The sequence below is a fragment of the Pseudoalteromonas sp. T1lg23B genome (genome assembly GCF_002964665.1).
Taxonomy (GTDB): domain Bacteria; phylum Pseudomonadota; class Gammaproteobacteria; order Enterobacterales; family Alteromonadaceae; genus Pseudoalteromonas.
The window spans coordinates 346,319-368,903 of sequence record NZ_PQBZ01000042.1 but is presented as its reverse complement, the minus strand read 5'-3'; the positions used below and the strand labels follow the sequence as shown (position 1 = coordinate 368,903).

The window sequence follows — 22,585 nt, the reverse complement described above, 5'->3', positions numbered from 1 at the left end:
GGGTCATAAATATCTGCACGATGAGCGTCTAGACGAAGGTCAAAGATTCTTTTTAGACAAAGAGATAAAAGAATACCGACGCCGACTGTCCAGTATTAGTTGGTTTATGCGGGTGTTGAACGAAGGCATCGCACGTGAAGCAAACAAAGAAGATGGGTGTACTGGCAGATTCTGGGAGGGGCGTTTTAAAAGCCAAGCATTACTTGATGAAGCGGCACTCATGGCCTGTATGGCGTATGTTGATTTAAACCCAATCAGAGCCAAAATGGCAAAGACACCAGAAGAGTCAGCCCACACCAGTATTCAAATACGCTGTGAACAAGCCAAAGAGGGTAAACAGCCAAAGCAACTTGCACGCTTTGCAGGTAGCCCAAGAAAACATATGCCTAAAGGCCTTCCCTTCGAACTTAAAAGTTACCTTGAACTTGTTGAACTGACAGGCAAATGCATTCGTACAGACAAACGCGGTCACATAGCGCGGAACCAAGCACCAATCTTAGATAGATTGAACATCAAAACAGACAATTGGCTAAAACTGACCACTCAGTTTGAAAAAGTGTTTGTCGGTGCGGTAGGAAAAGAACGCGCGTTGGATATGTATTGTGAACGAGTAACATTGAAACGACGACGAAATATCGGTAACAGCAAAGCGCTATTGGCTTAGCTGACAATCACTTTATTGATTAATATGCTCAGATGCTGAAAAGGGCAGGGAGAGTCGTATTCAAATCACAGGGAAGATGTTTAAACAGCCCGCACAATAATCAGAAAATGTCATTTGAGGGCACATCTTGATAACATTAGCGAAGAGAAGTTGGTAGATTGCTTTACTTTACTTGAATTTTAAAGGTTCCTTTTTAAGGTGGGTGTCCCTTTAAGCTTTCGGTGGGTGTCCCTTTAAGCTTTTAGGTGTATTGAATGGAACAGTACCATCGACCATGCCGCCAGCATTTAACCTAAGTCCTGCTGCTGGTTACGTTATTCAAGGGTCAAGGTTTATGAAGTATAAAAATATAAAAGGAATACAAGGCGGAAAGCCAATCATAAGAAGAGATCCGAAGACTGGCAAACCTGTAGTCAATTATTAAGGTTTGTAAGTTTAGAGAGAGCGTGTTCTTAAGGTTATAACAGGGATGCTGTGACCAATTTTTTATATTGTTTATTTTCGAGGAAAGTTAATGGAAGTTGGTGCTTATTACAATAAGAAAGCAGTTACCATATCAGTTCTTCTAGTTATGTTAACTACATTTTTAGAGCTCACATTTTGGGATTCTAGTAATATAGGGGTAATTTCGCTGTTTTTTTATTTGAATTTAGGAATCTGTTTTCTTTCCTCGCTAAGCAAGAGCGAGAAGCCTTCGTTGCTTACTTGTGAAGAACCGGTGAACTATCAAATTTGTATTGATTTAATGGTCTTAAAAACAGCGGTTTATGTTTTTATTTCCGACCTATTTTACATTCCAGAAATATTTTACAGCTTTACTGGGATCGCGCTTCTAATTGGTATACTTCCGATTATAACACTTACATTAAACACGAGAGAATTTATTACTTCCGTGAGCAATACAAAAATGATTATGCTGATTACGTTGTTGCTAATCATTACTTTTTTTGTAATCACAATGTATATATTTAGCACAAGCCAATCATTTTGGATGTTTTTGGCGCCAAACGAGATATATTTCTAATGATTAATCAATGGCGTTAATCAAAATTATCGTGAGAGAATGCTGAACTTAAAAGGACACCCACTCTAATTTGCTAGTTTGGGTAAAAGAAAAACTTAAAAGGACGAAAAACTTAAAAGGACACCCACTTTAACTTGCCCACTTTAACTTGTTAGTTTGGGTGTTTTGTCTAAGCTTTTAGTTCTTCAAAATCATTTCAAATTCTAAGTTCAAGGAGTGAACGATGGGATTAGCAAGGAAGCGACAAATCAGTTTGTCGGATACTCGGTATTATCATTGTGTTTCACGTTGTGTTCGCCGTGCATTTTTGTGCGGTGAAGATAAATTGACGGGTAAGTCGTATGAGCACCGCCGAGGGTGGGTAGAAGAGCGATTGTTGTTTTTAGCTCAGGTGTTTTGCATTGATATATGTGCGTTTGCGGTGATGAGCAATCATACCCATGTGGTGCTGTATGTGGATGATAAAAAAGCCCAAATACTCAGTGACAGAGCTGTACTCATACGTTGGCACAAGTTGTTTAAAGGCTCGATTCTGGGTCATAAATATCTGCACGATGAGCGTCTAGACGAAGGTCAAAGATTCTTTTTAGACAAAGAGATAAAAGAATACCGACGCCGACTGTCGAGTGTTTAGCGAGTGTTTAGCGTGGACATCCACTCCAATTTAGACATCCACTCAAATTTACACTCGGTTTTTTCACAGTCAAATCAGATTTTTAAGCTTAAGGGATGAACGATGTGTAGTGTCCTTGTTTAGTTTTTAAAAGCAGGCCTAGGAAGCCTGCTTTTCTGGTCTATTGTTCATCTACACTGCTTTGATAAATCGCTTGAACTTGATAGCCCGAAAGTGCTCCAGGGTATACTAAAAACTCATCAAGGACGCCGTTAAAAGGAATACTCACATTAGTGTTATTGTTATGCCTTCTTGCTCCTAACAGTAAGTCCGTGTTGCTTGATAGCACATTGTTTGAGGTGTGATAGTCAACAAATTGCCCGTCCAGATACAATGAATGTTCGCCATTTTGATTCACTAAAGTTGCTAAGTGCCACTTATCATCATTAACAGATATATGGCTGTTAAGTGTGTCATTACCTACTTTGCTATACAGCTTTTTATCAACGGAACCAACGTACAAATAGTATTGCACCAATTCGTTGTATGACTTGACCTTTGAAACAAGGGCGCCACTTTGTGACGTTTTAAACCAAATGGATACCGTAAAATCGTCAAGAGCAGGATTAAAATCAAAAGCATTATCTTGACCTAACGTGACGTATCTTGTTTGTTGATCAAACCACAGCGCGCCATTTTCAATCCCTTCCTCAATCCATTGGGGTTGATTTATCAATGTGCCCACGACGGGTGCTGAAGCTGAGTTGTATGCGGTCGACCCCGACGTTTCGTCAAGCTTTAGCTCAACGTTTTGCTGCGCAAGTACGGGGGGGTGATATTCTTTTAGGTAAGCAGATTCAATCGCACCATGATCCATGCTCAACCCTTGCGCTTGAAAAAACGAGCCTAAAGGGTAGTTGTGAATCGCTTCAAGATCTTCAGCTATTGATTTTACTCGCTGATACACTTCTAGGTCAGTTGTTCTGTCGATAGCGTCGCTGTTTGCAGTCAGTCTAAAGTCTGGCCACTGGCGCTTAATCCCAAAGGTGTGATCATCTAATGGGTAGTTTGCAAATAATGCTTGCCCATTTATACCACTTTGCTCCCAGCCATTGGTGATCTGATGCATACTCGGATAGTGTTCATTGGCAACCAAATCGCGGTATATGTACACATCGCCGGGTTTATGTACACCGCCAGCGCTACTAGAACGCCAGCCATTTTGTTCATAAAAGTTGTGATCTACCATAAAGTTGCCGTAATCGGCGTTGCCACCATCACGTAAAATACCATAAGCTTCGTTATTGATAAGAATATTGTTGAGTATTCGGGTGTATTGACTGTTTACGTCATCTTCCCAATCCGATAAGTAAACGCCATAAAGCGAATTGGCAGCGATGTTGTGCATGAGAACAATATCACCCATTTCATAGGCACCAGCAAAAGAAAACCCAGCAAGCGCATTGTTATAGGCGATGTTCCGATATACATGAATACCGGCGGCCATATCTATATATAACCCATAACCACCCATACCTTTGATATCACTTTGTGCTCCACCAGAAAAACCTTCACGTTGCTCGGCGATATATGTCCAACCAATCACATTACTGAATTGGTTGTTGATCACCAGCGTATCGCGAAACACATGAGATGGCTCACTAGGTTCTCCCCAAAACTTGAGTCCCCCACAATCAGCCGTTATTTGACAAGTTTGCTCAAAGCGGTTGTCTGCTATGAGCAAGTCTCCTGTTTTTATGGCGTCTTTAGGGATATGAGTTGTAAAGTCCGACTCAATATGCGCACGTGCGAACAAGACACCGTTGTGGGCGATATGATGCACATAGTTATTGATAAACTTGATTTTATTGGCTTTATTGAAAGTAGCGCCATTGCCCCCTTCTTTTGAATTAGAGGCACGAAATCCAACGTGATGGAATTCGTTGTTCTCTATGTTTAAGTCACTTATTCCAGCATGAGTATAATTACCATCCCAGCGATAGTTGGTTTTCATAAACTGGCTATCAATAAATCCGATGTTGGAATTTTTAAGGCTAAATTGGGTAATGGCACTGTGGGTTTCACCATTACTGTGGTTATATAAATAGATACCGTAATCCGCAAAGTTAATCTTTAAATTATTTAAAGTAATACCTGTTGAAAAGCGTGGAGCAGTAGATTCTAGTAATACGGCACTGTGGTTAAAATAGGCCAATGACAGACCATCGAAAATAACATGGGAGCGACTGCCAATCTCACCGCCATGAGCTAATTTAATTCCAAAGTCACGTACCGATAGTTCTAAATTAAGAGCGTTTGGATCCGTATTGTCTGGAGGTGAAAAATACAGCTTTTGCGATGCTTTATCAAACCACCATTCGCCGGGGGTATTTAGTAACTTAGGTAAGTTTTCTAGGTAATAGGCGCTACCCCAGCCAAGTCCTGCACCTCTATTTGCTGTTTCGCAGCCATTAGTATTGTTGGTAATACCGCAATCTTCAGCGACCATTATTCTGGTTTCGTTGATTGATGGTTCAGGCACAATTTGGGTACGATACAAGTCATGGCCAAGTTTGTTAGTTAACGCAACAAGTGTTGCACCGCTTAAATCTCCAAGAGTGGGAAAGTGCACTGTATCTGTTAGCAGGCGCCTAGAACGATTGTTTTCATCGCAGTCTTTTTTGTCTTCACATTGGGGTGACGTTGGTAGTTCACTGCCAGTTGCTTCTTTCTCTCCGCCATTGGCGTGCCACCAGTTTTTTGCGTATTGCCAGTCATTTTCCGTTTCATGGCCAACAATATAGGATGTTTCCCAGTTTGGCTCTCGGGCGATTGGATAACGTGTATATAGAGCGCCAGAGAACGGGGCATGTTGCATTAAAAATAATGGCGACTCGCTGAGTTTATAACTTGATATATCGGCGTAATACAAAGAAGGAGCATTTGGAAATCTTTTTAGTGTTTCTCGATCCGTTACTGGCTGCCAATTTTTGATAACTTCTGAGCCTAATAGTGACACTGAATTCGGGCCGTACTCAGCCTTATAGAGCACGGGCTCCGTAGCGGTACCGCTTAATGATGGCGCGATAGTTTCTCTATAAGTACCAGGCAGAATATGTACGGTTGTGCCTGGTCCTGCTCTATTTGCGGCTTCTTGAATTGTACAAAACGGCGAATTTTCGGATAGCCCTGAACCACTAACGCAGCGCTTGCTGTATGTTTGATTATTAACCCAAAGGTCTTTGACCGATGCTACTTGAAACATTACGTCATCGATCAAGAGGTTGCCGCTTGGCGCTGGAGTATTGTACTTATCACTCAATTGGCCCACATATACTTTGTCGCCATACTGTTCGCAATGAGTCACATTGTTTGACCTGTAACTGTTGCCATTGACATTCAGTTCTACGTAGTCATTTGCTTTGTATGAAATGGCAATATCACTCCAACTTGTGTTTGCAATATCAACAAAAGACCCATACGCCGAGTCACACGAGCCAGTTACATTACTTTGCCAAGTAAGTTGTAATTTAAAGCCTCCTTGGCTATCGCCCGATAACCTTAAAGACCAAAGGTTGTGCTCGTTGGTGCCTTTGAGTGTTGCTATGCTAATTGCGCTGGGAATATCACTGTTATTAGGATTTAGGCTAAAGCGTAGTGTCGCTTCGTCAATGTCGGTGACGAGGTTCTTCTTAGACAGGTAGGCTGCATAAGTACCCAGTTGTGTGTTCATGTTTTCTTGTGATAAGTCAATTCTGTGCTGATTTTCTCGCTCCCAGTCGTTAAAGCCGTTAGAGAATTGTTCCTCAATAATATTCCAAGATTCATTGGCTTGGACCGGTGTAGCGCACAGCGTTAAAGGTAGCAAGCTAAAGCTCAGTGCCTTTAACAAAGTTGCCCTATGTTTATTATCGTAGTGTTTTAACATAAAAATGTCCTTTTGTTGGTGTTGTGCATAGCAGACCGAAGCGAGCATCAAGAACTTTCTGAAAAAGTTCAAAAAACACTCAGCAAGATAGGTGTGGGGTGGTTGTAACTGCCCCACAAAGTGAAACAGAAATTTTACGATCCGAAAAAGTAACTTCACCGAAGCACAGAGCGTGGGCATGATCAAAGAAGTTGAGTCTGGCGTTTCAGTGCCAGAAATATGTCGCAAACAGGGAGCTGGCCAAAGTACGTTTTACGGGTGGCGTTCTAAATATGGTGGTCTGGAATGACATAACTTCAACTCAAGCTTTCAAAATATATGTCACACATCTATACTATTTTCGTACACTCGATTGCATTTAATAGGGACTTAAGTGGCTGTTAGAAAAGATGATTTAGAATTAGAAAATAGAAAGCTTAAACAAATGCTCACAAAGCTCACAGAAGAGCGAGACAAATATAAAAAGCTTTTTGATGTGTCGGCTGACGCGCTTTCTATCATTGATTTAGACACTGGTAAATTTATCGAGTGTAACCAATCAGCCATTGCAATGCATGGCGTTCATAGTAGAGATAACTTTATAAGTCTTCGTCCAACTGATTTATCTCCAGAGTATCAACCATGCGGCAGGCGTTCAGATGAGTTAGCAGGAGAATATATTGTCAAAGCCGTGACTGACGGCCCACAACTATTCCAATGGACACACTCTCGGCTTGACGGTTCGACTTTTCCTTGTTTGGTATCGTTGACAGCTTTATCTGTTGGGACAAGCCACCTAATTCTTGCAATTGGCAGAGACATTTCAGATCTAGTTAAAGCTCAAGAAGAGCTTAATGAAGCGTCAATGAAAACTAAAGAGTTTGAAAAGGCTTATCTAGGTGAAAAAGAGAAATTTGAAAAATTTGTTAATCTAGCTCCAATTGGTATCGCAATAAACTCCATAACAGATGGAAGTTTTGAGTTTGTGAATAAGGCGTTCAGTGATATCACCGGTTATAGCATTGAAGAGTTAAACCAAATGGATTATTGGCAACTCACTCCCAAAAAATATGAAAAGCAAGAGCTAGAGCAGTTAGAGTCGCTGAATAGTATCGGTCAGTATGGCCCATATTTTAAAGAGTATATTCATAAAAGTGGTGAGACCTATCCAGTGCTACTATCAGGAATAAAAATCATAGATGGTAAAAATGGCACTTCAATATGGTCAGTTGTGCAGGATATGTCTGAACAAAAAGCAATTGAACAGCAAATACAAGAATCAAAAGATAAAGCTGACTCTTTGGCGTTACGCTTACAGTTAGCAAATGAGTCTGCTGGAATTGGTGTTTGGGAATGGGACTTAATAACGGGGGCGTTAATTTGGGACAATTGGATGTACAAGTTGTACGGTATTACAGAGTCCCAATTTTCGGGGGCGTACGAAGCATGGGTAAACAGTGTTCACCCGGATGATATAGAGCGTGCGAGCAGTAATTTGGAAGCAGCCATTAGCGGAACTGGAGTATACGAGCCTGAGTTTCGTGTTGTTCACCCAAGCGGAGTAATTAGGACCCTAAAGGCGAGTGCTGAAGTGCTCAGAGATAGCAGTGGCAACGCAATTAAGGTTGTTGGCGTCAATTATGATGTGACAGAGAAGAGCAATGCTATGCAGATCTTATCTGAAGCAAAATTAGCTGCGGAGAGTGCTGCTAAAGCAAAAAGCGATTTTTTGGCAAATATGAGTCATGAAATACGCACTCCGATGAATGCAATTCTTGGTGGGTTGCAATTACTAAAGGGTGCTGAATTAACCCCTGAACTAAGTCAAGTACTCAACAATGCTTCATTTTCAGCGCGAAGTTTGCTAACCATCATCAACGATATACTAGATTATTCTAAGATTGAATCAAACGGTTTAGAGCTAGAGCATATTCAGTTTTCTCTAACGGAAGTAATAGAATCAGTGAGATATGAACTAAGCTCACTTGTTAGCTTGAAACAAATCGAGTTTATTGTTCATAAAAAAGCTGACTTTAAAGAATACTGGATAGGGGATTTGGTTAGGGTTAAACAGATTATGCTTAACTTGGCTTCAAACGCTGTAAAGTTTACCGATCAGGGCAGCGTTCATATTAATATCGACGGTCAAACACATGATGGCTGTCCTGCCGTTTATTTTGAAGTAGTTGACTCTGGCATAGGTATGAGTAAAGAGGCTATTGCTAAAATTTTTGACCGTTTTACTCAAGCTGACGCATCAACAACGAGAAGGTATGGTGGTACAGGCCTTGGTATGTCTATCACTACTAGCCTAATAAAGTTGATGGGCGGCAACATTGAAATAGGAGTGAAGTAGGCAAAGGAACAAAGGTAAAAGTGACTTTGCCATTAAAGCAAGTGGATTTTATTTCTAGTAGTAAAACTAAGGAATTGCTATCAACTCCAAACCTGACCAATAAGAGAATATTGATTGCCGAGGATAACGCCATTAACAAAGTTTTGATTGAGTCTATGCTAAAAGCAACGAAAGCAGATCTAACGATTGTTGAGAATGGCCAATTGGCGGTGAAAGCTGTTGAAACAGGCAGGTTTGATTTAGTTCTGATGGACATTCACATGCCCGTGATGGATGGCATAGAAGCGCAACGGTTAATAAACTCAATCAACCCTAACCTTCCTGTCGTAGCACTTACTGCAAATGTTATGAAAGAGGATGTCGAAGCTTATTTGAAGCAAGGCTTTGTATCTCATATAGCAAAACCTATTGATATCAATGAGTTGTATGGGACGCTGAACGGTGTAGTTGGAAAGTAGGACCCGTTTGTTGTCGAAATCACGTTCACCTGACCACTGAGTATTCACTTGGAAATCAAGCAAGTGTCGAGGTGTAGAGACTCGCATCAAAAAGGATAGTCACTTAAGTGTGAGCTTTTGAGGCTCAGTCGGCGTGCTGGGACTTGTTTACGGTTTTGGTTTAAAGGCTTTGTGTTATGTATCCGAACAAAAAATACAACATAGAATACACTCGATAAGCTAGAAACCAACGGGGTAGAAAGTTAACTGGTAACACAGTAAACATTTTTCCGGACAGTATTGAGTCAGAAGCAAACTAGTTTGCTTGGTGACAGCTACACGCAATGTGTAGCTGTACTTGCTTAGCTAGTTGGGTAATTACTTAATTAAACAGTTAATTCGGGTAAGTAATTCTGAAGGCGGAGTCTCTCTTACATCATTTAAGTACTCTTCAAACGGTGGAAAATCAGCTAATTCCACCTGATTGTTCGGCAACCAATGGCCAAATAGCCAGTCGTAGGGTTTTTCCAATTCGGTATAGTCACCCTTAAACAACACGCTGACAGCCTTACCTTGTGGTAATTGAATAAACTGTATATCTGGATCAGGTAAGTCTATGTCGGTACTACTAACGCTTAAGCAAGCCATAGAACGTAGCGCTTCTTTTGCGACTGTTTTCGGGTCATCGTAGTAAATACCAAATGAACGGCTGCGTTCATCTACAAGCCCCGCACTTCCTGCTAGCATTAGCAGCTTCTCAAATGCTTGTCCGATTTGCATATAATCGCCTTGATGTGGCAAAGCGATGAGTGTTAAGGCTTCATTTTCAATTTGTTCAACGGTATACATGGTTGTGTACTCCTTTAAATGGGCTGGATAAAACACAGCATGTTCAAGCTGCTTACAAGTTCGGTGCTGTCGGTAGTGATTGGGAGTTTCACCATAGTGTTTGCTGAAAGCTCGATTAAACGCCTCTACACTGGCATACCGTACTTGCTTTGCGATATCAGTTTGACTCAAATTACTGTGTAGTAATAATGTTGCCGCCTTAAACAAACGCATTCTTCTAACGGTGGTATTGATTGTCTCGCCAGTAAATTCACGATAGATCCTGTGAAAGTGATAGGCTGACATATTCGCCAAATCAGCCAGAGTGTTTACATCCAGATCTCTATTGAGATGCTCATACACATAGTCGATCACCCTGAGCATTCTTTGTCTATAGATATGTTTCGTGGTGTTCTTGAGCGTCATATTTCGATCCTTTTTATACTCATCGTTAAAAGCCAAAGGCAGTATACAGCCAAAAACGTTATCTGTTCATGGGGCAACGGGAAACACTGTAACTCAGGTCCGATTGATAATGTTTGCGAACTTTGACTTAGCAAGGAGAGGAGGGAAGCGATTAAAATAGTGACGTATTCTCAAATGCTCAAGTTTGAGCAGAACATGCCCTGAAAACCCCTTTTATTTCGCTACTGAGTGATTGAATATGGCTCTTGCATTGCGCTTTGTCTAATTCCAGTGAAGCATCTTCAAGCTGTTGTAAATAGTAGGCACACCGCTCGGCCCCGATGGCTTTAGCTGAGGTTTTTAAATAGTGGGCTTCATCTTTTATCTGTTTGAATTGTTGCTCGCGGTAAAAGCCAGCAATTTTTTGTAGGCTACTTTTAGCTTGATGTAAAAATTGTTGGCGAAAACTGTTAATCTCGCTTGTATCATCGCCTAAAAGCTCAAGCATCACTTGTTCATTAAGGACTTGTAGGTTATCTAAGTTACTAATGTCCATACCATTTCTCGATTGTATTTTTGAACTTATCAAGCGTTACGGGTTTGCTAATAAAATCAGACATGCCAACAGATAGACAAAATTCTTGATCGCCTTTCATAGCGGCACCAGTAACCGCAATGATTGGGATGGGTGTTTGGGCGCTTTTGTTTTCCTCAGTTCTGATCTGTCTGGTTAATTCGAATCCATCCATTATTGGCATATGGCAGTCCGTTAAGACTAAAGCATAGTCACCTTTTTTCCACATTTTCAGGCCTTGCATACCATCTGAGGCCAGTTCGCATTGGTAGCCTAGGCGAGACAGCTGTTTAACCATTAACTTTTGATTGAACTCGTTATCTTCAACAATAAGAATAGGTAAGTTGCCCGCGTGTGTAACAGTGTTCACTTGGGTATTGCTTTGCATGCTAGCGTCTAATTCAAAGTCTAGATCTACCTCAAAGTCATCTTCATTGAGTTCTAATAAAGCTTGGCTATCCATATTTTTCAAACACAGCAAGTACTTATGTAGTGTAAAGAAAGTCAACGTGTTGAGGTCAAGCATCATAACATTAGTAAATCGTTCTTTGAGTTGCTCAAACATATTTAAGCTATAAATAATGAGTAACCTGCCGGAAGGTAAAGAATTGGCGTCTATGGTACGAATATCATCTTGAGCGGTAATCACCACAATATTTAATTCATCACTTAGCTCATCCCCCTCACTCTTGATGTTGACTATCTGCTCAAGTGGAGCCTGTTTTACGTCGTCGATATACATTTGGAGTTTTTTTACTAAATACTCGACTTTATGTTCACTCGCAATGTGATGATATATGTTTGCGGATGAGAAGATTACTTCATGCTCTCTGGGTTTAAAGTTCCAAATCGGAATGCTAACAATAAATTCGCTGCCCTTACCTAACTCACTGTTTACAATAATTTCTCCCCCCATCAACTCTATTAACCTACCGCAGATAGCTAGGCCAAGACCGGTTCCGCCAAACCGTCTAGTTGTACTTTTATCTGCTTGAGTGAATGGGGTGAAAAGCCTTTTCAGCGTATCATTATCGATACCGATACCATCGTCTTTAACTGACAATATGAGTTTGTTGACCAGTCGGTTCACCTGTTCACACGTGACATCAATCACCACATGCCCAGCTTGGTCGTGGCTATTACAACTGAACTTGATTGCGTTGCTTACTAGGTTAAAAAGAACCTGCCGAATGCGATTTTCATCACCATTGAGTTGTATCGGAATATCCACTGATTCGTACAGGCTGAGCTTTACGCCTTTTTGTCGTGCGATTGGACCGAATATAACGATAATGTTGTTGAGCATGTCTGAGACGTCAAAATCGTAGCAGTCTAGTTCCAGCTTACCAGCCTCAATTTTGTTAATATCCAGAATATCATTGAGAATGGAAACGAGGTTATTGGCGGCTATCGCTGCGGTGTCGAGTAGCTCTTGCTCTTCGAAGCTATTGTCTTGGTGTGTTAATAAGTCAAGCGCACCAATGATAGCGTTCATCGGCGTACGCAGTTCATGACTCATCATGGATAAAAACTCTGATTTGGATTGGCTTGCCATCTCGGCGTGCTTAACCGCTTGATTGAGTTCTTCAGTACGGGATTTTACTTTGGCTTCTAATAGTAAATTTGATTCTTCCAGCCGCATGCGGGCTTCGTAGATGGAAGTGTGATCGATTATCACGCCGTCAAGGCATCGAGTCTGGGTTTGTTTGTTATCACTTACCACACCTTTAGCGTAAATATACAAGGCGTTACCGTCTTTTAAAACACAGCGATATTCCCTTTCAAAGTTTTCTTTGCTTTTGATTGAATGTTCTATGGCTCGTTTTATCTCGTCAGCGTCTTTTGAATGGATAAAGCTGATCCATTTGTCCAGATCACCATAGTTTTGGTCCAGTGGTTCGTGTAATAATTTACATGTTTGTTCATCCCATCTGACAAACCACTGTGTCCCCACTTGAGTGGCACTCCAAGTGCCAATTCTGCCACCTTCAAGGGCACGCTTGCGACTTTCATTTTGTTCATGAAGTTTGCAATTGAGTACTTGTGAATAGATATCTCTTTTTAACAGCCCTTTTAGTATTACCTTATCAGTATCGTCTTGTGTGCCTTGGCAGATAAGTTGCAAAGGGGTTGAGTCCAAAGAGTGCGCAGTTTTTAAGGATAGATGAAAAGGTGCTTTGTCTTTGTCCGCTTTGTCGAAGGTGCTTATCAGTGTTTCTCGATCGTTCATGTCGATAGACTGTACCAAGGTCTCCAGAGGAACCGCCGTTTTTTCAGTTAATGCTAGCAATGCGGCACATGTATTGGAGAACTGAAAAGTGTGTTCTTTAGCGTTATACATCCAGCTACCAATCACTTGTTCAGCTGGGGTTATTTGTTCGTAAGCTTCTAACGGAATGGTATTAAGAATCAAAAATAGAAAATGGTTGTGTTCCTGGGGAAGAATAATGACCTCAGCTTGAAGCTTTTTTATGGTTAGTGTAACTCTATTATGCGCCCAGGTGCGCAGTAGCGTCACTGAAGGCTTTTCAGGAAAGCCAAAGCATTGGTCGACAGGCTGGTTTTTTACTTCTTCAACTTGTAGCATCAGTTGCGTGATTGCAGCATCATTGAGGTCCAGTATGGTTAGATCGTCACCGACGAGCAACGCTGGTGTTTTTGTTATCTCTAATTTCATATTGGTTCCCAATCCAATGTTAAATAGTGCTATGCATGCACATTACATTTCTCTACGGCCTTCAAAATTGATTGTTTTGTTGATGGCTTAGCAATGTAAGCCGCAAGGCCTAGGCTTGCCCATTTTCTGATCAGGTCTTTGTTCTTATTACTGGTTAATGCAATGATGGGAATGGACTTACAGTTCGGAATGTTGCGTATGTTCTTTGTGGTGTTATAGCCATCCAACTCCGGCATAAATAAATCCATGAAAATCAGGTCATACTTTTGTTTTCTAAGCATTTTAATAGCCGTTAAGCCGCTACTTACACTTTCGACATTATGTCCCTCATCGCGCAGTATTTTACTAATCATTTCTCGATAAATTTCATTGTCTTCAACCACCATAATTTTAGCGTTTTTGGGTTTCCTCTCTTCGATTTCTGGCTCAGGTTTGGGCTCTAAATCTAAGTGGTCTTCGTAGCTATCGTCATAACTGGGTTGCTTGACTGCGGTAACGACTCTGGCTTCTTTAATTTGTGATGCATGGTGACTGGTATTGGGAATGGAGCGTTCGGTTAAAAGGGCGGATAGTTCAGCAACTGATATCTGTTTGTTCTTCAGTCTTTTTGTCAGTTCATTAACACTATCTGCAAGTTGTGATTCGAGCTTGTCTAGTAACGGGGTTATGTGTTGTTTTTTAAGCTGCTGGATCAGTGCAGTTTGTACTTCGTTCAAGCCTTCGGTTTGGTCTAAATTTTCTCTGGCATCTTTCAATGTTTGCTCAGCGGTTTTATGATACTGAGCTGCATCATCAATAAGCTGTTTTAGCTCGTCATCTATTCTGCCAAAGTGTTCTTCTCTAATATTGGTAACTTCGCTTGCTTCTTTAGAACGAAACAACGCATTGTGTAATATCATTCTTAAGCGATAGTTTTCATACATGGGCTTGTAAATAAAATAATCGCGGAAGATGCTTTTCATACAACATCTAAAACCGATACCCGATTCTTTATTTTCGCATAACAGGATGTTTTCATGGGGGTAATCTAAAACGCCTTGTTTGGCTAACTTACTATAAAGTTCAACACTGCGGCTGACACTAGACATAGCGATAATGATCACCAAAGGCGCAGCTTCCAATAGCACTTCTTGCATGCTGTCATAGTTACTGAGTGTTCTAAATGCCGTGATTTGAGATGAAATAACATCTGTAACACCGCCTAGCTCTTCAACGTCGTCACAAAGCAATACAACTTTTGGGTGCCGTTCTACGTGTTCAACTTCTTTACGCGCCATATTTCACTTCCTAGTTAGCAATTAAGAAAAGGGTCAATACTTATAGTTGTTTTCAACATCGCTTCATTAACTAAGCTTGTTTTATGTAATATTTAATATGCTTAGTATAGTTGCTAATTATAATTTTCGCGTAAAGAGTAAGGTTTTTGCTGTTCTAACGCTTTTAAAAAGCTGACTTTTTTCAGAGGCAGTGCAAATAAGTACCCCTGGCCATAATCAATTTTGTAATGATTTAAAAAGCTCAGGTCATTGGGATTTTCTATCCCCTCAGCAACAATTTTTAAATGCAACTTATGAGCTAGTGCAACGGTAGCTTCAATGATTGCTTGTTTATCTTTATCTAGTGCGCAGCCATGGATAAAACATCTATCCAACTTTAGTTCACAAAAGGGTATTTGGCTGAGTTGTTTAATAGAGGAGTAGCCCGTACCGAAGTCATCAATAGACAAAGAGAAACCCTTTAGCCTAAGTCGAAGTAGCACATCGAGTGACTCTGCGAGATTTTCAATGAGTAGACTTTCGGTTACTTCAAAAGAGATCATTTGTGGCGGCACATTGTAGCTGCTGGCTAGGTCTGCCAACCGCTCAGGAAGGTGAATATCTTCTAAATTTTTGACGCTTAAGTTGATGTTAAATGTTAACTCCTTGAGTTTTTCAAAGTGCTTCTCAATAAATGCGAACGCTTCATCTACGACAAAGATAGAGAAGTCATGAACGAGATCGGATTCTTCAATAATATTGATAAAATAATAAGGCGTTAATAGCCCAAACTCAGGGTGGTTCCAGCGTACTAAAAACTCGCCACCAACAATATTTTCTTCAGGTAAAGATAGCTTAGGTTGTAAATACAGGCACATTTGCTTGTTGCTGACTGCCAACGACACATCATCGTAGTCGAAAGTGTGTGTATTTAACCCCACATTAGATGGTTTATTGTTATCAAATAACGATGACATAAGGTGTTGTATTTGAATTTGTGTGATGGGTTTATCAATCCCAGTAACAACGTTTAGGTCACGCAGTTGAGCTAGATTCTTTGCCATTTTTATAATGGTGTTATCTTCGCCACTGAGTAAAACAATGGCTGACTTAACGTTAAGGTCGGACAAGTACCTGAGCACTTCAATGCCGTCCATCTGCGGCATATTGAGATCTAAAAATATAATATCAACATGCTGTTTAGCAATCATATCCAACGCTTCTGGACCATTGGTAAAGCCATGAAAGTCTACTGAGAAGTTATGTTGTAGTAGCAGTCGCAACTGTGTGAGGATCAGGCTATTGTCATCTATCGCAACAATTTTGAATGTCTGTTTGGCATCCATGAAACAACCTTAAAAAGCTATTTTTAGAAGAAGTACTAATCACGAGAACTAGAATTTAGTATAGATGTTATTTCAGAACATACAGCATCAAAGTGTGAAATACATTGTGGGAACAAATCATCTATTTTGTCTTGCTGCTGTTCCTTTGCAGCTATTTCTAGCTCGTGATAGCTATCGGCCAATACTTTGGCTCCGACGGCTTTGGCGGAAGATTTCAACTGATGAGCATAATGTTGAACTTGGCCAAGATCAGCTTGTTGACCAACCAGCGATTGCATTAGGGGAGATGAGTCTGAAACAAAGCTCTCTAAAAACAATCGTTGAACTTGTTTGTCTTCACCAACAAATTCCGATAGCTGCTGTAAATCAATAGTACTGTTGCTGGGTGTAGCCTCAAGGTGATGTGTGACACCATTGTGAGGATCGTCAATAGACGTATTATCTGGCATCCATTTAAGTAAGATTTGCTTTAATTTAGTCAGTTCAATGGGTTTGGATATGTAATCGTTCATGCCACACTCTAAGCATTTGCTACGCTCACCACTGAGTGCATTTGCGGTTGCTGCGATGATGACTGTTTCCTGGCCTGAGGCATTTTTCTTTTCTAGCTGACGGTATTGTTTGGTAAATGTATAACCGTCCATGACAGGCATATGACAGTCAGTAATGATTAAGGCAAATGAATAACTTTCCAAAAACTCCAGTGCCATAGCCCCGTGCTCTGCAATCATGCATTGATAGCCCAAAAGGCTTAACTGGCGTCTAAACACTTCCTGATTGTAGGCATTGTCTTCCACTATCAAAATCAATTGATTGTCACGTTGCGCTTGTTCGATGCTAGGGAGTTCTAGTTGATTGAGTTTAGCAACCGACTCTAATTTCACTTCAGGGCTGATAATGCCCTCTCTTATAGCGAGTTGCTCTATTATTTTGAAGCTATAATATGGGTTGTAATAAATGGGTTCAAAATAGCTTTCTTTTGGCAGTGGTATCGTGAAGTTGTCACCCACCAAAATGAGGTACACAGTTTTGTCATTTTTTGGTTGGAATTGATAGTCAGAGGTGATAATTTGTTGATAGCGCTCTAACGTGACAATAACGTAGCTGGCATCTAGCGAGTTGAGCTTACTATCATTCACATTCATCCAGTTGTCAATTTTGCATTTGGCTCCGTGGGCTATTAAGTTTGCTTGAAGATCCTGCTCGAAAATATCATCATCGCCCAATATATACACACTCGTATTGTTAAAGCATATGTCAATTTCCGTATCTTCACCTTTGGCTACAGAGATCTGGTAGGGCAGTTCTACGGTGAATGTGCTGCCAACGTTTTCCTGACTCTGGCATGCTATCTGACCTTGCATCATGGTTGTTAGCCTGTGGGTGATTGAGAGCCCGAGTCCCGTTCCTCCAAACTGTCGGTGAATACTGCTATCTGCTTGTGTAAAAGGTTGAAATAAAGACTTTTGCTGCTCAATTGTCATACCTTTGCCATTGTCTTTTACACTTATCTGAAGCTTTTCGTGCTTGTCACCCGTACACGCTATTTGTATCTCAATAACGCCAATTTTACTGGAGGTGGTTTTGGTAAATTTAATTGCATTACCTATCAGGTTTAATAAAATTTGTCTTATTCTGATGGGATCGCCCAGTTGCCAATAACCCAAGCTTGGGTCAAACATAAAATACATTTGTAGGTTCTTTTCCTTAACTTGATGGGAAAGGAGCTCTGCAATCTCTTTCACTAAGCTACGCCAATTGAATGCTACTTTGTCGATGGTCATCTTACCCGCTTCAATTTTAGAAAAGTCTAAGATGTCATTAATGATCCTAAGTAGCATTAATGCGGAATTTTTCGCCACCGATGTCAGGTGATTCTGTTCCTGACTTAGCTCGCTCTGATGTAATAAGTCCAACATACCGACTACACCATTCATTGGTGTGCGGATTTCATGGCTCATTGTCGCTAGAAAACGTGATTTGGCATCGTTCGCTAGTTCTGCTTTGGCCTTGGCTTCTTCTAATAGAGTAGAGTTTTGCTTGCGCTGGGTAATTTCGTGTTGATATAGCAAAATTGCTTTGTCGTTATCGGTTTCTAGGGTCGTTATGATTACTTCATACCAAAGGGGGCTACCGTCTACGTTGTATTCACATTCTAGTTCGGCTACATATTCATCCTGATACTTAGCCGCATTGAGTGCATCAAGTAGTGGGCGTTTTTTAACCAGAGGTAGCGAATTTATGGCGTCTAGGCAATTGTCACCAACGCTGAAAAAGGTATTCAGAAATAGGCCTCCACTAAACTGGTTTGCGTGTTGGGTTTTAAACCAATATTGATTAACGAGTTTAATCTTCGCCTGTGAATCTAGCAGCAAAATAAACGCTGGAATACTATCGAGTGTTTCTTGTAACAGCTTTTCAGTTTCCTTGTTTTCAAGCAATGCTGATTCTAGGGCCGTGCGTTGTAATTCAGCCTCTTCCATCTTCGCCAGAGCGGCTTCTCTGGCTGCTCTGAGAGCCAACTGTTGTTGGTGCTGATGCGTTTGCTCTTTAACGATACGAGAGACATTTTTAATGATACCGACGAGGTTTTTAGTAGAGAATTTGTCCCCGTTAACTTGCGGGTAGTGAGCGACTTGCCAACTAGCTGCAAACCCAACGTGTGTAATATCGCTGAGATTCTGGGTCGCCAACTGTAGTTTTATTGGTTTGAGTGCGGTGTGTTTTTTAAGCTCTACAAATAGCGCTCTACGACTTTGTGCGGTTAAGTAGCGCAGCAAGCTTCGCAAAGAATACTTGTGTATCTCTGGAGATAAATTGAGCATATTTGCCAGTTCATTTGAGATCAACACATCTGTGTCACCAAATTGCCATTCCCAAGAGCCCATATTGGCTATTTGCTGGGCGATATTGAGCTGGATTTTGTCTTTTTCTAGTTGTTGCTCGGACTGACTAAGTTGCTCGATCGCTCTATTTTGTACTCGAAAAGCAATAAATAGCGCACCACTGCTCAGCAGTAAGAATACAATAAGCTGGATAGTAAACTCATTCTTCACGTTATCTATGAGCGAACCAATTGCTGCGACTTCTCGCTCTGATCCTATGCCGATACTTAGCTCATTGTCCCATGCGAGTATTCCTAGCACGCTTTTTCCTTGAAAATTATTATAGGGTTGCGGCATGAGCGCGCCTAGCTGTGTTAGTGAAGTGCTGGTGTTAGAGAAAGCTTCTTCAAACCAGTGGTTTGTATATTCGTGAAAGCTAGTAATGATATGGCGCTTGTCGAAATAAAATGAGGTGGAATCGGATGATAAGAACGGCGACTTTAACAGCGCTTTAAGCGCACTAAAATTACTTTCGGAATACCATATTAAGTAGGGGCGTATACCGTTTTGGTTCACGGCTACAGTCGTAAAATGAGCACTAAGTGTATCGTTAAGAAAGACAGTCGTAGAGACAATCTTGCCATATTTAGCGAGCTCAAACTTGGGGCTTATTTGTTCTATCGCCATATCCAGTCTGTCATTGCCGTTGATAAGCCAGCTTTGCTCACTGATATCGTATATGGCTAGGTTGTGTGTGCTCAGGTAGGCTTTAAGTGCAGCATCACTTTTTAATTCACTGTCGGATACGCTAGACAAGTAAGCTTGTGCATCGGTTAACTGTGTTTTGATAGGTCTGTACCACACTTCTTTCGCGCTTTGCAATGTGTGAATAGCATTGCCTCTAAGTTCACCTGCTAATTGAGTATTCAAGTCAGCGTTTAAAATGCGCTGGCTGAAACGATGAGTTACCAGCATAACAAGTATGAAGGTCATAAAAACAAGCGCTAATTGCCAATAGTTTAAAGATAGATTTTGACCGATTTTATGGGTCTTCATTATTTCCCAAGCGTGATATAAAAATACGGTAATCAGAAGCGCTATGGCCGTCATTGTAAGAATTAGCATGTTTAGATGCTGCTTCGCACTCGCTTGTTTTTGGCCACTAAGATGCTGATGTTGCTCTACAATAACAGCAGATAATTCAACCAACTGATTGATATAATCTGTACTGACGAGCCACCAATCGGTCGTCTCTATTTTTGCACTGCCTGATGTTTGAACGCTGTTAATGACCCCGTCAATTCTGCTCTTTTCTGGAGAGTGCAAAATATCGACAATGGTGTTTTGCAGCTTCTCACTCGTTGAGGTGGTTTTTAGCAGGTGGTCGTGATTGGCATATAAGTACAAAATATTTGCGATATGGGCTGAATGGCTGTGTGGTGGAGACTGTAAATACTCCCCCACGTTAGCTCTGAGTTTTCCTGCATACTCGATGGCATAGAGTAAGTTTAAATAATCAGAAAAGTCGTTCTTCGCGGTATCTTTGGTTGTTCCGGTATCACTGTGCAAAATGGTAAGCTGAGTGTTGAGCAGCGAGTCAATGAGCTTGGTGTAGTGTTGGAATAATTCGCGTTTGGTTACTTCTTTATTACTGACTTTTGTTCTGAGCTGCGTGAGCGTAGTGGGTATGTTGTTTAGTGCAGTAATTGGGCCTTGTAGATGAGTCGTTATTTTCTGCTCGGTAAAATAACTGATAGCTTGTGCTAAGCGTTGATCGGTCTCTTTTTTATATTTTGAGAGTATTTCAAACTGGTTGATGTTCTTTTGCGAATAGAAGATTGTGCTGGTTCCCCGCTCGCGTTGCAAAGAGAAGACCAGTTGACCTATCAATAACTGTTGTTCGCTGTTTAAAGTAACCTGTGTGTATGCAACATGATTGAGTTTAACTTCATCATAAAGACGTAGAACATAGTCAAGTATTAAAAAGCAGCCCAATAAAACGATGAAGCAAAGCGACTTTTTTATTTTTTTTCGCATATCAAGTAGAACGTTGTCAGTTTAATAAACTACTATAGAACAAGGTTTATAAATTGCTATCTCACATTGTTATGAAAAAACCACAAAAACCAACAAATGAGCCACTTAGAATCCAGACTTTAAATGAGCTAGGAATACTGGATTCAGAACCTGATCCGCAATTAGACCGTTTAACTGAATTTGTCGCGCATGTGTTTTGTGTGCCAGTCGCTTTAATTAGTCTGGTTGATAGTGATAGGCAGTGGTTTAAGTCAAAAATTGGCTTAGACGCATGTGAAACATCTAGAGAGATATCGTTCTGTGGTCATGCAATATTAGGAACCGAAGTCTTTGTTGTACCTAACACGCTTAAGGACGAACGCTTTAAGGATAATCCTTTGGTAATAGGACCGCCTTATATACGCTTTTATGCAGGTGCGCCGCTGATACATAAAAATGGTAGTGCACTGGGAACCTTGTGTTTGATTGACATTGAGCCTCGTACTTTTGATGAAGATGACATCAAAGTATTACGCGAAGTTGCAGATAAAGTGATGTGGGAGTTTTGTCACTAGCAGTTATGTCTAAGTATTAACCTAAAATAATCAAAAAGCCTTTCCCTTTGAGGTTTTTGGTGCGTTTAGGTGCAAAAGTCGCTACAATTGTGACTTTATATCATTACCGAACTCGGTGCATTTCAATTTTAAGGTTTTCCTCCTGTAGATGACAGACATCACAACTCACCAAGCTTCACGTAGACGGTTGCTTTTAGCATTAGCAATCACTTGCTCATTCATGGTTATTCAGCTGTTTGGTGCATACTACGCCAACTCTTTGGCGGTGCTAGCCGATGCTGGCCATCTTTTTGTACACAATAGTTCATTGTTTATCGCAGTCATCGCGTCCAGTATAGCTGTGTATTTGGCTAAGACGTTTAACGATGGTTATAAAAAAGCGGAATATATCGGTGGACTTATCAATGGCTTACTTTATCTAGCCATCTCGGTATTGATAATAATTGAAGGGTCAGAGCGCTTTTTTCATCATACGGAAGGCCATCAATTAGAAGTGAATTCGTACCTAATGTCCGTGATTGCGGCAATAGGCTTCCTTTTTCATGGGTTATCAACATGGATTTTGTATAAAGGTAGAAAAGACAGTATTAATGTCTATGCGGTGTTTTTGCATTCATTTTTTGATTTACTCTCGACCGTATCAACCTTCATTGCCGGAGTTCTTATTTATATAACTGGATGGGAGCTTATTGATATTATTTCCAGCTTACTGATCTCAATCTTCGTATTGGTAACGGGTGTAAAGGTGATACGAAGCTGTGTGCAAGGGTTATTCTTTGCACAGCAGAAACTACCTAAAATATCAGAGTTGGAAAAAGCGATATCAGGGGCTGAACATGTCGAGAGCGTACACAATATCACGGTGAGTGAACTAGAGGGACAGCTAGCAGTCGGTGCTCACATTGTACTTAAGCACCATTGCACGATAGAGCAACATGATGCTTTGTGTAGAGTAACGGTGGAAAAGTTACTCAGAAGCCGATTTAGTGTTGAACAATGTGTTTTGCAAATAGAAAGTCATCAATGCTCAGAGCATTAGGAAACCCCAGCTTCAGTGCGCGATAAAAAGTTCTATTCAAAGG

Annotated in this window: 12 protein-coding genes and 2 pseudogenes; 7 read left to right on the top strand and 7 right to left on the bottom strand. The window is 40.8% G+C overall.

Annotated elements, in window-relative coordinates:
- Positions 1 to 664: transposase (locus tag C2M32_RS18145; RefSeq protein ID WP_105169717.1), on the top strand; the 664-nt coding region annotated here is incomplete at its 5' end.
- A gap of 1,247 nt (positions 665 to 1,911) precedes the next feature.
- Positions 1,912 to 2,218, top strand: a pseudogene (locus C2M32_RS18135) (transposase); the annotation flags it as partial.
- A 264-nt stretch (positions 2,219 to 2,482) separates the two neighbouring features.
- On the opposite strand, the gene C2M32_RS18130 reads toward C2M32_RS18135, so the two are convergent.
- Entirely contained in the window at positions 2,483 to 6,229 is a 3,747-nt protein-coding gene (locus C2M32_RS18130) for a LamG-like jellyroll fold domain-containing protein (RefSeq protein WP_158678269.1), read from the bottom strand.
- A 139-nt stretch (positions 6,230 to 6,368) separates the two neighbouring features.
- Here C2M32_RS18130 and C2M32_RS18125 point away from each other — a divergent pair.
- The 3 genes and pseudogenes from C2M32_RS18125 to C2M32_RS20905 form a co-directional block, all read left to right on the top strand.
- Positions 6,369 to 6,515: pseudogene (locus C2M32_RS18125) on the top strand (transposase); the annotation flags it as partial.
- A gap of 87 nt (positions 6,516 to 6,602) precedes the next feature.
- Positions 6,603 to 8,564, top strand: coding sequence for a PAS domain-containing sensor histidine kinase (locus C2M32_RS18120; RefSeq protein WP_234401339.1), 1,962 nt, complete (start codon positions 6,603 to 6,605; stop codon positions 8,562 to 8,564).
- Between the two features lie 20 nt (positions 8,565 to 8,584).
- Positions 8,585 to 9,022, top strand: a complete 438-nt coding sequence (locus tag C2M32_RS20905) for a response regulator (RefSeq protein WP_234401338.1) — start codon at positions 8,585 to 8,587, stop codon at positions 9,020 to 9,022.
- Positions 9,023 to 9,379: 357 nt separating this feature from the next.
- Here C2M32_RS20905 and C2M32_RS18115 read toward each other — a convergent pair whose 3' ends face one another.
- From C2M32_RS18115 to C2M32_RS18090, 6 genes are all read right to left on the bottom strand, one after another.
- Positions 9,380 to 10,255, bottom strand: coding sequence for an AraC family transcriptional regulator (locus tag C2M32_RS18115; protein WP_105169713.1), 876 nt, complete (start codon positions 10,253 to 10,255; stop codon positions 9,380 to 9,382).
- A 178-nt stretch (positions 10,256 to 10,433) separates the two neighbouring features.
- Positions 10,434 to 10,790, bottom strand: a complete 357-nt coding sequence (locus C2M32_RS18110; protein WP_105169712.1) for an Hpt domain-containing protein — start codon at positions 10,788 to 10,790, stop codon at positions 10,434 to 10,436.
- Positions 10,780 to 13,485, bottom strand: a complete 2,706-nt coding sequence (locus C2M32_RS18105; protein ID WP_105169711.1) for a PAS domain-containing hybrid sensor histidine kinase/response regulator — start codon at positions 13,483 to 13,485, stop codon at positions 10,780 to 10,782. Before C2M32_RS18105 ends, C2M32_RS18110 begins: the two co-directional genes overlap by 11 nt.
- A 29-nt stretch (positions 13,486 to 13,514) precedes the next feature.
- A complete protein-coding gene (locus tag C2M32_RS18100) occupies positions 13,515 to 14,762 on the bottom strand; it encodes a response regulator (protein ID WP_105169710.1) in 1,248 nt (415 codons plus the stop codon).
- Between the two features lie 113 nt (positions 14,763 to 14,875).
- Positions 14,876 to 16,087: an EAL domain-containing protein gene (locus C2M32_RS18095; RefSeq protein WP_105169709.1), complete on the bottom strand. Its 1,212-nt coding sequence runs from the start codon at positions 16,085 to 16,087 to the stop codon at positions 14,876 to 14,878.
- 35 nt (positions 16,088 to 16,122) lie between these two features.
- Positions 16,123 to 20,949 (bottom strand): ATP-binding protein, encoded by a 4,827-nt coding sequence (locus C2M32_RS18090; RefSeq protein ID WP_105169708.1) that lies wholly within the window; start codon positions 20,947 to 20,949, stop codon positions 16,123 to 16,125.
- Positions 20,950 to 21,020: 71 nt separating this feature from the next.
- Between C2M32_RS18090 and C2M32_RS18085 the strand changes: the two genes are divergently transcribed.
- Entirely contained in the window at positions 21,021 to 21,503 is a 483-nt protein-coding gene (locus C2M32_RS18085; protein ID WP_105169707.1) for a GAF domain-containing protein, read from the top strand.
- A gap of 148 nt (positions 21,504 to 21,651) precedes the next feature.
- Positions 21,652 to 22,542: a cation diffusion facilitator family transporter gene (locus C2M32_RS18080; protein ID WP_105169706.1), complete on the top strand. Its 891-nt coding sequence runs from the start codon at positions 21,652 to 21,654 to the stop codon at positions 22,540 to 22,542.
- Positions 22,543 to 22,585: the final 43 nt, after the last annotated feature.